Raw genomic sequence first — 13459 nt, forward strand, 5'->3', positions numbered from 1 at the left:
AGCAAAGGGCCGGACAGTTAGTACCTCGGTGGCAGAACTCTGTCGCTCAGTGGCTCATCGTCGCTTGCTGGCCATCACCAGCCTGGCGACGATAAGTCTGGTCATTCTGTAGAAGCACCCAGACGATTCGCAGGTTGCGGTTGGCTAGCCTGACCGCAGCCTCCTTACGGCCCAGTCGGCTCATCCAGCGCAACAAGCGGCGGTCATCGGGTTGCTGGGAATCAGGTCGTAGTTGTTGCAGTACCGCATGGGCTCCCTGGATCATCAGGCTGCGTAAATAAACATCGCCTCGCTTGGTCATGTCCCCCAGCCGGACCGTCTGCCCGCTGCTGTGCTGGTCAGGCACCATGCCAAAGTACGCGGCAAACTTGCGGGCATTGGGAAATCGCTCAGGCTTGGTTTCCTTGGCCACCAGTGCCGTGGCAGTGACTGGGCCGATGCCGCGCACAGTCATCAGTCGCTTCGCCGTCATGTCGGCGCGGGCGGCCACCTCCAGGCGCCCCGTCAGCACGCTGATGCGTTCGCCCAAATGGCGCCACTCGGCCAACAGTTCGTCGATCAGTTCTCGCAGCAGGCCCGGCACCGGCTGGGTGGCATCTTCCAGTACCCGCGGAATTTTCTGGCTGATCGCAACATCGCCCTGCGCCAAGGCCACGCCGTGCTCGAGCAGCAGACCGCGCATCTGATTACTCACCGCCGTGCGTCGACGCACATAACCTTGGCGGGCGCGATGCAACGCCTGCATTGCCAGCGCCGCAACGCTTTTCACCGGCACTGCGTGGATCTTTTCATCGCGACCAGCCCGCAGAATCGCCAGCGCATCGTTGCGATCATTTTTAGGCCCGCTGCGATGTGTGGCCACCAAACCGGCTGGAAGAATCCGTGCCAGATTGCCTTGGTCTTGCAACTGCCGGGCCCAAGCTTGAGCACCCGGACCGGTCTCCATCAGAACCACGACATGAGGCGGCAACTGGCGGAGAAACTCATAAAACGCCTCGCGCGACTTGATCCGTTGCTCGTAGTGCACCTGGCCGAGGACGTCTTCACCGGCGACCTGAAAGACCTGCTTGGCCAGATCGACCGCCACGGTTGTGCAGGCCGACAAATCGGAAGAAGACAGGGATTGATCAATCGAAGTATGCTTTTTCATGGACTCGCCCTCGCTGTCGTTGGCTAATTAGACTGCCATCGTGGCGCATTGACGCCTCGGCTTGGGCGAGTCCATCCAATTACAAATCGCATTACGGTTAAAGCGGTTTATTCGGCTCAATAGGTGAGCCGAATAACCTCGCTATTCGGCTCATGCCCAACAATCACCGTGATTCCCACCGCAAATATGGAGGTATCCGATTGTTAAAAACCCACCAAATGGCTAACCTTCGCGCCTTCTACGACCCGCTAGTGACGGGTCTTTCTGACGAAACGCAGTTTTTGAATCTGTAACGCGCCGAGGATCGGGCGCAAGGTTTCGTTATGCATGGCAGGAGGCGTCACATGCGTTGTTTTCTTTCATTGCTGATCACGCTCGTCTGCGCGACCGCGGCCTGGGCCGAGCCTTCGGCCGAGCTGTCGGAGCCGGTGGGCGGCTGGCGTTATTCCGGCCTGCTGGACCGCAGTGAAAATCCTCAAGTCGCCTATCCCACGCCACCCATTGACCGGGGTGTGCAGCGCAATCGCACAATGATCCAGGGCCAACTCAAGGCCATCGGTACTCAGCGTGGACCGCACAGCCTGGCGGTTAACGGCAATCCTCTGAATCTGTACACCGACGACCAAGGGCGTTTCGCCCGGCCGTATGCGTTCGGTGCCGGTTCCAACAGCGTCGAAGTGCGCAGCGCTGAGGGAAAATCGCTCAAGCGCGTTCAATTTTATGAAGCCAACAACCTGCGCACCCCGGCGCGGATTCGCGTGGTGTTGGGTTGGGACGACCCGAAAGCCGAACTCGACCTGCACATCATTACCCCTGACGGCCAGCATGCGTTCTGGGCTCATTCGGCGTTGACCAACGGTGGCGGGCTGGACCCGGACGGCGTCGATGGCCCCGGCCCGGAAATGTTCATCATGACCGCGCCGATGCATGGCACCTACCTGGTTTACGTGAACTATTGGGGCAACTTCGGCAGTGGCGGCTATAACTTCGATGAGACCAGCAACCAGAACCAGGTGATCACCTCGCAGATCAACCTGGTGCTCAACGAAAACACCGTCGACGAAAAACGCGAGACGTTCATCGTGCCCCTGCGCGCGATCGGTGACCTGCTGCTGGTCAAGACTTTCAACTATTGAACATCCCGCACCACGGATGAATTGAGCTTTGTGAACATGAGCGTGAACATGAGCGATAACACTGTATCCCCGGCCGCCGACGCACCCCCAGCCAAACCTTCTCGTCGCTGGCCGGCGTTGCTGGTCGGGCTGTGCCTGGTGGCTGGCGTGGCCGGTGGGTTGGGCTGGTTCATGTACAAACCCAAGGCGCCGCCGGCAGAATTGGCCAGCGACAAACTGGGCATGAGCCGGCCGGACGGTCTGCTCGAAACCCACTCCTTGAGCCAGTTGCCCAAGGACTTGTTGGCGGTGCCGTTCCTCAAGGAAACCCTGACCGAAGATTTCGTCTTCTATTACGAAACGCATGCGGATCGTCTCGGTTTGATCGGCAGTCTGCGGCGGATCATTTACGAACACGACCTGAAGTTGCAGGACAGCCTGATCGAGCAACTTTTCGACCAGCCGGCGGATGTCGCGCTGTGGCGCGGAGCGGACGGGCGGCTCAAGGATTTCCTGTTGGTGATGGATCGCGGTGGTTTGGCCAAGGTGCTGGAGCCGCTGGCGAAAGTGGCGCTGGATGATTCGCAGCTGAGCAAAATCGGTGATGTGAAAGTCGGCGCCGACGATGTGGCGCTTTATCAACTGAGCTACAACGCCAGCAAAGCGCTGCTGTTCGCCTCCCATGGCGACAAACTGGTGGTGCTGTCCAACCCGACCAAACTCTACGATCCGCAAAGCGGCTCATCGGAAGAACCGGGCAGCGTCTCGACCAAGGCCATCGCGGCGTTGCTCAACGGCGACAAACTGTTCCCTGAAGCCTTCGGCCTGCAACCCCGCGCGCCCGAGGTGAAACAACGCCTCTCGGTGAATACCAGCGTCCTGGCCATGGGGTACCAGCGTTTCATCCCGAACTTCGCCGGCCTGCGCTTCGACATGGACGACAAGGGCTGGCACAGCTTCCTCGCCATGGACGAACTGGACAACCAGCCGGACTTCGATTTCAAACCGATCTGGCAAGCCATGCCGATGGGCGCCAGCGCCTGTGTAGCCTTGCCGCTCGCCGCAGAACAACAGAAACCGCTGCTGGTGAAACTTGGCGCCGAAGAATCGGTGGCCCAGGCCCTGACCGAACACATGGCCGGTGCCGCCGGCCTGTGCTGGTACGCCGATTCGCGGTTGTACACGCCGTTGCTGGTGGCCAGCCTGAATGATGATGACAGCGCAAAACTCGACGGTGATCTGGGCAATTTGTTCGGCTCGATGGTCGGCGCCTACGAAGGCAACGTCGAAGAGCACGCGTTCCCGGTCATCGAGAAACAGGAAGGCTCAACCCACCAATGGCAGCGTCAGGTCAGCTCCAACTTCGGTCCTTACGCAGCCAAGGATGCCGAGAATCCGGACGCGATCACCGGCAAGGCGTTCATGAAAGTGAGCCTGGCGCGCCACGGTTCAACGCTGCTGTTTTCCCTAGATGACAAACTCGTGGACAAAGCCCTCGGCACCCTCGACAAACGCTTCCCGCCGATGGCTGACGTGGTGCCGAAAGACCTGCTGATGCCGGTCTACTTCGGCCCGGATTCCATGGCGCAGCTGATGCAACAGGAAACCCTCGACAGCCTGCCGCAAGACATGGAGCCGGTGTTCTACAACGCGGCGCAGACTTATCTGATCCCGAAACTGCGCAAGCTCGGCGGCTATGGCAAATATGCACTGACGCTTCCGGAAGGCAGCGAACCCGACGGCCACTGGCAATGGCTGCCGCTGGAATGGAAAGCCCTGTGACAGCACTTATCCGAGGCCTTGGCCTGTTGGCGTTGCTGCTGGGCACCCGGGCATTTGCTACTGAGACGCCGCCACTGGACGTGCAGCAATCCCACGTGTTCCGCGCCTGGTTTGTGCGCATCGCCCAGGAACAACTGGCCCAAGGCCCGAGCCCGCGCTGGTATCAGCAGGACTGCGCGGGCCTGGTGCGATTCGCTGCCAACGAAGCGCTGAAAGTTCATGACGACAAATGGCTGCGCAACAACGGTCTGTCCAATCGCTACCTGCCGCCGGAGCTGCAACTGAGTGACGCCCAACGCGGTCTCGCCCAGCAATGGCAGCAGGGCGGCGGCAAGGTCGGGCCGTACGTCAACGCGATCAAACTGATTCAGTTCAACAGCCATTTGGTCGGCCGCGATTTAGCGCAAGCCCGGCCCGGCGACCTGATGTTTTTCGATCAGGGCGACGACCAGCACCTGATGATCTGGATGGGTCGCTACATCGCCTATCACACCGGCACCACCACCCCGACTGACAACGGCATGCGCTCCGCAAGCCTGCAGCAACTCATGACATGGAAGGACACCCGATGGATACCCGACGCAGCCAACCCCAACTTCATCGGCGTCTATCGACTGAACTTTCTCTCCCAATGATCGGTGCCCGCATGCTGCGTTTTCTGCCTCTGCTGTTGGTATTAGGGCTGCCTTTTTCGGCGGTCAACGCTGAAGACACCGTCGAACCGAGCGGCTACACGCCGGTGGCCGGTGAAAGTTTTTTCCTGCTGGCCGACAGCAGTTTTGCCAGCGACGAGCAGGCTTTGGTCCGCCTCGAAGCGCCGGGTCGCGACTACCGGCGGTTCCGCATGGAGCCTTATGGCGGCGCCGACATTCGCGTGTACCGCATCGACAAGCCGCTGGATTTTCTCAAGCGCCAGAAGAACCTGCACCGGGTGGTCAGCGACGGCCAGTTCAAGGGCGAAGGCCTGTCGAACACGCTCGCGTATTTGTGGGACAACTGGTACCGCAAATCCCGTCGCGTGATGCAGCGGGCGTTCTCCTACGAATCGCGTAAACAAGTCACCGAGGAAGTGCCGGAACTGAAGATGGGCACCGCCATCGCCGCGCCAACGCCCTACGACGCTCAGCCGCAGTTCGCGCTGATTCCGGGCTTGCCGGTGGTCAGCCAATTCCGCTATCCGCTGTGGCAAGCCAAACCGATCCAGCCGCCTGAGGGCGTGAACCTGGCCGGATCTTCCAGCGAGTTCGTCAGCGTTGCACCGGGCAACGTGTATATCCCGTTGGGCAACCTGAAGCCGGGTCTGTACCTGGTAGAAGCGCTGATTGGTAAATACCGTGCGACCACCATGGTCTTCGTTTCCAACACCGTGGCCGTGAGCAAGATTGCCGGTGATGAACTGCTGGTGTGGGCCGCGCGCAAACACGAAGGCAGTTCGGTGCCGAAGGTCAACGTTCTATGGACCGATGGGTTGGGCGTGATGAGCAGTGGCGCCACCGATGCCGATGGCTTGCTGCGCTTGAAGCATGTCAGCCCAGAGCGTTCTTTCGTGATCGGCGAGGACGAAGAGGGCGGGGTGTTTGTCTCCGAAAACTTCTATTACGACAGCGAAATCTACGACACCAAACTCTATGCCTTCACCGACCGGCCGCTGTATCGGCCGGGGGATTGGGTGTCGCTGAAAATCGTCGGTCGCGAGTTCAAGAATGCCCGTGACTCGGTGCTGCCGACGGCTGCCGACGTCAACGTGATCGTGCTCGATGCCACCGGCACGGCGCTGCAATCGCTGGCGCTGAAGCTCGATTCCAAGGCTGGCACTCAAGGCCGTATCCAGTTGCCGGACAACGCGGTAGCAGGTGGTTATGAACTGCGTTTCAGCTACAAGGATCAGGCCTACAGCAGCGCCTTCCGCGTCGCCGAATACATCAAGCCGCACTTCGAAATTTCCCTGAACCTGGCCAAGCAGGATTACCGCACCGGCGAACCCATGAAAGGCAGCCTCGTGCTGCTGTACCCGGATGGCAAACCGGTGGCCAACGCCAAGTTGAGCCTGAGCTTGCGTGCCCAACAGCTGTCGATGGTCGACAACGAACTGCAATACCTCGGGCAATTCCCGGTTGAGCTGACCAGCACCGAACTGACCACCGATTCCAAGGGCAACGCGACGCTCGATCTGCCGGCTGCCGAGAAGCCGAGTCGCTACATGCTCACCGTGTTCGCCAGCGATGGTGCGGCGTATCGGGTCAAGACCACCAAGGAAATCCTCATCGACCGTGGCGCCGCGAGTTTCAGCCTGCGCGCACCGCAGCGGTTCAGTGCGGTGGGCGACAAGGTTGCGTTCATTTATTTGAATGAAGGCGGCAGCGAGCAAAGCAAAGCGGTCACTCCGAGCAGTTATAGCTGGGTGCGTCTGGAAGATCAGACCACCGGCGAAGGCAAACTAGCCGCAGCCGATAAAGGCTTCACGTTGGCGTTCGAGCGTCCGGGCACTTACAACCTGACGCTGAAGGACGACCATGGTCGCGTGGTGGGTGCGACCGGTCATTCGGTCACCGGTGACGGCGTCAAAGCCGTGCCCGGCACCGTGGAAATCGTCCTCGACAAACCCGAGTACAAGGCCGGCGACGAAGCCCTCGCATTGATCACCTTCCCTGAGCCGATCAGCGATGCACTGCTGTCGCTCGAGCGCGACAAGGTCGAGGCCACAGCGCTGCTGTCCAAGGGCGGCGACTGGCTGAGGATGGAAAAACTCAGCGAGACCCAATACCGCGCGCGGATCCCGGTGAAGGATAGTTTCGCGCCGAACCTGACCTTCTCGGTGCTCTACACCAAGGGCGGTCAGTACAGCTTCCAGAACGCCGGCATCAAGGTGATCGCGCCGCAGATCGACGTGGCCATCGCCACCGATAAAGAGACGTATCAGCCGGGCGATACCGTGTCGGTTGACTTGACCACCCAGTTCGCTGGCAAGCCGATCCCGGCGCACCTGACGGTCAGCGTGGTCGACGAAATGGTCTACGCCCTGCAACCGGAAGTCGCACCGACCATCGACCAGTTCTTCTACCACCCGCGCCGCAACAATGTGCGCACCAGCGCCAGTCTGTCGTTCATCAGCTACGACGTGGCATTGCCGGGCAGTCCGGGTGCGCCGGGCAAAGCCAACCGCAGCGAGCGAGGCGTGAAAGTGCTGGAGCGGCCGCGTCGTGAAGATATCGACACCGCTGCGTGGCAGCCGGAACTGGTGACCGACGCCAACGGCAAAACCCGCTTTACCTTCAAGATGCCGGACTCGCTGACCCGCTGGCGCATCACCGCGCGGGCCATCGCCGATGACGGTCAGGTCGGGCAGAAGAAGCAGTTCGTGCGCTCGGAAAAACCGCTGTACCTGAAGTGGAGCGGGCCAACCAAATTCCGCAACGGCGACAAACCTGATCTCGGCGTGTTCGCTTTCAGTCAGGCCGAGAAACCGGTCAAGGCTGAGCTGGTGATTCATTACGCTGGCGCCGAACAGCGCGTGCCAGTGACGCTGAACAACGGCATCAACTACATCGCGCTGCCGGCGTTCGCGTTGACCAGTGGCGAGTGGACAGCTGAGGTGGTGCAGGACGGCAAAACGGCTGACGCTTTGGCTGTGCGGCTAACCGCGACCGGCGAAGGTTGGCAGGTGACTCAGAGTCAAAGCTTCGATGTGGCCAGCGGTGATACACCACTGACCCTGCCGGCGGACGCCACGGATGTTCGTCTGCGTCTGGATGACAGTCCGCAAGCGCTATTCCGTTCCGTGCTCGATGATTTACTGAGTTATCCGTACGGCGGTGTCGAACAAACCGCTAGCCGCTTGCTGCCGTTAAGCATCGCTTATCCGACCTTGGCGTCGAACCCGCAAACCCGCGATCGCTTGCGCTTGATCATGCAAAACAGCCGTCTGCGTCTGGTGCAAATGGCCGGGCCTTCGGCGAGCTTCACCTGGTGGGGCATGGACGGTGAGCCCGATGCATTCCTCACTGCTTACGCTTACTACGCCGACTGGCACGCCAGCAAAGCGCTGGAGTTGAGCCTGCCGCCGGAGCATTGGCAGCGGGTGCTGGAGGTTTATTCGGCGCAGGCCAAGAACACGCCGCTGCTGCAGAGAGCGCTGATTCTGTCGTTCGCCAAACAGATGCAATTGCCGGTGAACACTTTGCTCAGCGGGTTGATGGAGGACCTGTCGAAAGCGGGTGCGGGTAATGCGTCGAACCTGATGGAGGATGGTGAGGACAGCATGGTCATGAGCGATCCGGATTCGGCGCTCGGTTTGGCTGCCGCTCGTGCGTTGACTGCCTCTTTGGCGAAGCAATCGAAGGTCAATCTGCCGGACACCTTTAATCGGCAACTGACAGATGCTCAGCAGCGGTTGGCCGTCAGTTCTCAACCGTTTGCCGAAGCGTTGAACCTGTCGCTGCAAGCCTTCGATCAGGCTCACGCGGCAGCGTTGCTGCAACGTCTGCTACCCCAGCAGTCGACCCTGGAACGCGCGTTGGCGCTGACCTGGTTGCAGCGCAGTATCGAGCAGGCTTCGCCCACCATCGCATTGGCACCGGGTGAAGGCTGGAAAAAAGAACACGGTGATACTGGCGAGATGTATTGGACTTGGCAGGGTTCTTCGCCCGTGCCGACAGTGTTGTCGCTGACTGGGACGCAGGAACGTCCGTTGCGCGTCGCGCTGAGTTATCAGACCAAGCAACCGGCGGTTGATCCGATGGCCGTGACCATCACCCGTCGCCTGTCGCGTCTGGTGCCGGGTGACGAAGCCTTCAACTTCAAACTGGAAGCGGTCGGCAACAAACCGTTGTCCAGCGACAGCCTGTATCTGGACGAAGTGATCATCACCAGCAAAGCCGCGAAACCGCTGCGCTACGGCATGCTCGAAGTGCCGCTGCCACCGGGTGCCGATGTCGAGCGCACCACGTGGGGCATCAAGCTCATGGGCAAGGCTGGCACCGAGCCGGCAGCGCTGGAGAAGGCGCGTTTTGAACCGGGGCAAATGGCCTATGCCATTCCGGTTGATGCCTTGAGTGGCGAGTTGCGTCTGCGTCATTTGGTGCGCTTCTCACAGAAGGGCCAGTTCAACCTGCCGCCGGTGCGTTTCACTCAGGTCTACGCGCCACAGCATCAGGCTCAGGAACAGAAACCGGCTCTCGGCCAGGTCACGGTCAACTGACATGACCCGACCGCTGGTCTGGTGGCTGCTGTGTTTGATTCCTGCGTTGGCGACAGCGCAGGACGAGCCGTTGCGTCTGGGCATCAAGGGTGAATTGATTTCGTTGAGCCGGACTCAAGTGATTTCGCGTGAGCCGTTGCCTGCTGATTTGCAGACGCCTTTGGGCAGTGTGTGGAAGTTGTTTGTGTACGGCTGGCTGGTGGATACCGGCGCTCATGAATCGCCTTACGCGTGTCGCGGTCAGTCGAAAGAGGAAGTCTATTGCTGCACCGCAGGCGGCAAGATTGGTCGCGATCAGGCGTTGGTGAAATCGTGTGGTTTGTACTTTGAACCGCAGCGGTTGGGCATTGCTGGCGCTGACTGGCGCAAGTATTGGCAGGCGCGACAGGCCCCGGAGTGGTTGCTGGATTTGCCGTCGTTGCAACCTGCTACCCGGATTCCGGTGACTGAGTTGCTACGAATGTTGGCCGTGATGCCGGCGCAGGATCAGGCGCGACGAGTGTTGCTGGACGTGGTGTTGAATGCGGCTGACGGGAATGCTGTGGGCGAACTTGGCGGCCGGTTGCGGGTGAAAACCTGGAGTTGGTTGGGGGATCAGGATCCTTCGTCGCGTCAGGGTGGGTTTGCTGGGTGGTTGGCAGATGGAACGCCGATCTGGGCGGGCGGGCGAGGGACCAGTCAGACGGTCTTGCGCAATTATGGTCAGGCGCTGGCGACTGTTCTGCCGTCGTCATGGCCAGCAGAGGCGGGTCGTTGTGTTGAGGTCGGTCTGTTTTCCCGTTATCCGATCAGGCGCGTTCTGGAGGGGGACCGTGTTGTTGAGTCGGGGCCCTTGCAGGGCGACTACCGCGTCGAATTCACCAACGGCAATCAACTGGATATCCACAGCGACGGCGAACTATTCCTGCTCAAAGACACGCTCGTCGCCCGCCTGGATCGCGAAGAATACGTTGCTCGGGTCCTCCAGCGTGAAGCCAAACCCGAACCCGCCGAAGCCGCCAAAGCCCTGACCGTCGCCATCCGCACTTACCTGCTGCAAAACGCCACCCGCCACGGCGACTGCCTGAGCATTGACGACAGCAGCAGCCGACAACGCGTCGCCCCACGTCCGGCCACCCCCGAATCGCGCAACATCGCCGCCTGGACCAGCGACCTGGTCCTCGCGGGCAGCACCGTCACCTACCACTCCGACCAACCCGGCCCGGACAAACTCTCCTGGCAGCAAGCCGTCGAGCAAGCCAACGCCGGCCAACGCTACGACGCCATCCTGCTCCACGCCTATCCGCGCGCCAGCCTCAGCCGCTGGGACAACCCCGTCGCCTCCTGCGAAGCACTCCCCGCCGCGCAAGACTGGCTGCTGAACCAACGCCGCGGCTGGCGTCCGCGGTTGGAAAGCGAGGTTGGCTACAACGAAGTCAGCACCTTCGCCGTCTGCCGCCTCGCCTTCGGTCGCCCCTATGTCGACCGCGAGCGCCAACGCCTCTACGTGCGCGGCGTGCTGTCGCTGCAAGACCGCCTCGACCTGACCCACGAATACTTGCACCTGGCCTTCGAAGCACACCCCAACGGCCAGGATGAAACCTACATCGAAGGGCTCGCCCGCCACCTCTTGCTGGAATAGGCCATGAAACTCCGTTATCCACAGGTCTTCCTGTTCCTCTGTTCCTTTTGCGTATTGCCGACGGTTCTTACGGCTGAAAGCGCCGTCAAACTCGACACCCCCGTCGGGGGCTGGCGCACGGGCGCGGTTGAAGGCGAAGGTGAAAACTTTCGCCAGTCCGTCAACTACCCGGCTTCCTCGGTGAACACACCGGTCGGGCAGGCCAATACAGCACGCATTACCGGGCAGATCAAAGCCACACCCAAGTCCAGTGAGCCGGGCCGGTTGATCGTCAACGGCGTCAGCATGCCGCTGAAGATCGACCCTGCCGGCCGCTTTGATCGCCCGTTCTCGTTTCCCAATGGCAGCAACAGCGTTGAAGTCCGTAGCCCCGATGGTCAGCAGCGCCACCGAACCCAATTTCTCAACGCCAGCGGCGGGGCAACTCCGGCGAAGTTGCGCGTACTGCTTTCCTGGGATAGCGACAACACCGACCTTGACCTGCACCTCATCACACCTGACGGCGCCCACATCTGGTACGGCGATCGTGTTGCGCCCAATGGCGCGGCGCTCGATGTCGACGTGACGACCGGGTATGGCCCGGAAATCTTTGCCATGCCAGCGCCGATCAAGGGCCAATACCTCGTTTACGTGAACTACTTCGGAGGCGGGTATCGCAGTGATGAGGACGGGCAGGAGGATGCGGTTCAACCGCTGACCACGGCGCAGGTCACGGTGATAACGGAGGAGGGGACGCCGAACGAGAAGATGGAGACTTTTCTGGTGCCGATGCGGGCGGTGGGGGAGTTGACGTTGGTAAAGGGGTTTAGTTATCCGTGAGGAAATAATTGTCCAACGGGCTGTTGGACAATTATTCGGGGACAATTGAAGTTAACAGGCAGCCATTTCAGGCCTGAAACTACTGGATGTCAGACGTTTCAGTGCGATATCAAGCGCCGGATCGTCGAACAGCCTGCTCTTGCGAGCTGCAGCACCGGCTCCGCCATCCCAATGCTTCAACGCTTCGCGTACGGCAGGAACAGTGGGGGATACCTTCTCCTGACTCAGCAACCAATCGACCGTCGCCAACAGTTCCATACCGAAGGGCGACTCAAAGCCGTCGATTAACTCGGCGGTGCGCTCCAGCGCCTGGGAATACTCCTTGGCCTCTGTTTTCAGATAGGTTTGCAGAAAAGCTTTGCGCTCTTGATCAAACCAGATCACGTCACTGATACCCGCATCACTGATGCGCTTGTCGCAATGCAGGTAGCTTCCATCCAGGTTATTGAGCAGATGCTCCAACCGATTGGCATATGGCCCGTACTTATGAGCAACAAACTTAAGATTCAGCGGGTTTTCGGTGTTCGGTAGCTTCTCGATAGCACGCTCAAGGAACCAGGCTAGCTTCTGAATCTCAAGCAGGCTGCATTCCATGCCCAAAACCCAGTAGCGTCGAACCAGTTCGGCAATGAGTGCGCGAGCAGGCGTAAGCTTTTCCACGCCGCTACGCTTGGCAACATTCAGATACTGGTTGGAAGGTTCGAATACCAACACATCGACATCCAGATCACTCAAGACATCAACAATCTGTTCGCGGACTTCTGGCCATTTCAAACCACCGTTACCGGCACCTAGCGGTGGAACGGCCACGGACTTCACGTCGTTTTCAATCAGGAAGCGACGCAGATCGTGTAAGCCTTCGGTTATCCATGCCATCTGCGACGGTGATCGCCAGTGACGTTTGGTAGGAAAGTTTACGATCCAGCGAGGACCGTCCAGTTCGTTGACTGCCGTTACGTGAACCTTGCCTGTTTCTACCTCGCCAGCCTTGCAGGCCGCCGAATACAGACGGTAGTTCTCCGCGAAGCGTTCTTTGAACATCAATGCGATACCTTTGCCCATCACGCCTACGGTATTCACCGTGTTGACGAGGGCTTCGGTTTTGGCTTCCAGAAGGTTGCCTTGGGTAAATCTGATCATTGGAAATACCATCCCGGACGCGCATGAACAGACAACGTCAGGCCTCTAGCGGCGACGTCTTGCTCTATGCGTTCTTTCATTGCATCGGTGTAGCACATGATGCCAAGGAGTCCTGTAATCGGTAGGTGATGGTGAATCAGCGCTTCGGCCTGATAACGCTCCATCTTTCGAGGGTCATCGGGGTCACGCTTGAAGTCGCGCCGTTGAAGGATAGACCAATCGATATGGCCGAGGCTCTCCAGATCGCTGTAATACTCTGTCCAATCCGGGTAGGCATGTGCGTTTGTGAAGACAAACGGGGTTTCTAATGGCGAAGTTTCGATGAACCGAGATCACGACGAATTGCGAGTCGGGTCTACTGCGCTGGACGCTCCCATCGAACGGGTTCGCGGCAAACCAGTGAAAGGGGACGTACCGCTCTAATTCAAGAGTCTGTCGTTTTCTCAGGATTTCGGCATCAGCCACGTCTGCGAACGCAGCGAGTTGCACTCGTGGCTTCAGGCCGTTCTGAAAAATGCTCCTCAGGTTATCAAGCGAGGTGAGGTGGTAGAGAAGTTTTTGTTCCTTGATGTCCGGCATGTCGGTCTCCTTGACCTATGCATAAGCTGAACTGGCTTCATCCCTGCTAATTCTTC

8 protein-coding genes and 2 pseudogenes are annotated in these 13459 nt (G+C 59.7%); 6 read left to right on the top strand and 4 right to left on the bottom strand.

All coding sequences use genetic code 11. The annotated features are described in order from the left end of the window. Positions 1-46 precede the first annotated feature (46 nt). Positions 47-1105, bottom strand: a complete 1059-nt coding sequence (locus ACYZT0_RS29155; protein ID WP_462046497.1) for an IS110 family RNA-guided transposase — start codon at positions 1103-1105, stop codon at positions 47-49. Positions 1106-1494: 389 nt separating this feature from the next. On the opposite strand from ACYZT0_RS29155, the gene ACYZT0_RS29160 reads away from it, so the two are divergent. From ACYZT0_RS29160 to ACYZT0_RS29185, 6 genes are read left to right on the top strand one after another with little or no spacing between them, the layout of a single operon-like run. Beyond that, positions 1495-2286: a YfaP family protein gene (locus tag ACYZT0_RS29160; protein ID WP_462044057.1), complete on the top strand. Its 792-nt coding sequence runs from the start codon at positions 1495-1497 to the stop codon at positions 2284-2286. A 48-nt stretch (positions 2287-2334) separates the two neighbouring features. Next, a complete protein-coding gene (locus ACYZT0_RS29165) occupies positions 2335-4047 on the top strand; it encodes a DUF2138 domain-containing protein (protein ID WP_462044058.1) in 1713 nt (570 codons plus the stop codon). Further along, the gene (locus ACYZT0_RS29170) at positions 4032-4682 is read left to right on the top strand and encodes a DUF1175 domain-containing protein (RefSeq protein WP_462044059.1); all 651 of its coding nucleotides are present in this window, start codon (positions 4032-4034) and stop codon (positions 4680-4682) included. Before ACYZT0_RS29165 ends, ACYZT0_RS29170 begins: the two co-directional genes overlap by 16 nt. Continuing rightward, positions 4679-9244, top strand: coding sequence for an alpha-2-macroglobulin family protein (locus tag ACYZT0_RS29175; protein WP_462046654.1), 4566 nt, complete (start codon positions 4679-4681; stop codon positions 9242-9244). The genes ACYZT0_RS29170 and ACYZT0_RS29175 overlap by 4 nt, the downstream gene beginning before the upstream one ends. A gap of 1 nt (position 9245) precedes the next feature. Further along, complete coding sequence (locus ACYZT0_RS29180) at positions 9246-10865, top strand: DUF2300 domain-containing protein (protein ID WP_462044060.1); 1620 nt, start codon at positions 9246-9248, stop codon at positions 10863-10865. Positions 10866-10868: 3 nt separating this feature from the next. Then, positions 10869-11684 (top strand): YfaP family protein, encoded by an 816-nt coding sequence (locus tag ACYZT0_RS29185; RefSeq protein WP_462044061.1) that lies wholly within the window; start codon positions 10869-10871, stop codon positions 11682-11684. A gap of 51 nt (positions 11685-11735) precedes the next feature. Here the strand turns inward: ACYZT0_RS29185 and darG are convergent, their stop codons facing one another. The 3 genes and pseudogenes from darG to ACYZT0_RS29200 form a co-directional block, all read right to left on the bottom strand. Then, entirely contained in the window at positions 11736-12824 is a 1089-nt protein-coding gene (darG, locus tag ACYZT0_RS29190) for a type II toxin-antitoxin system antitoxin DNA ADP-ribosyl glycohydrolase DarG (protein ID WP_462044062.1), read from the bottom strand. Continuing rightward, positions 12821-13126: pseudogene (locus tag ACYZT0_RS29195) on the bottom strand (DUF4433 domain-containing protein); the annotation flags it as partial. The pseudogene ACYZT0_RS29195 and the gene darG, both read right to left, overlap by 4 nt. Continuing rightward, positions 13125-13403, bottom strand: a pseudogene (locus ACYZT0_RS29200) (DarT ssDNA thymidine ADP-ribosyltransferase family protein); the annotation flags it as partial. The pseudogenes ACYZT0_RS29200 and ACYZT0_RS29195, both read right to left, overlap by 2 nt. Between the last annotated feature and the right edge of the window lie 56 nt (positions 13404-13459).

It is taken from the genome of Pseudomonas sp. ZS1P83, assembly GCF_054897825.1.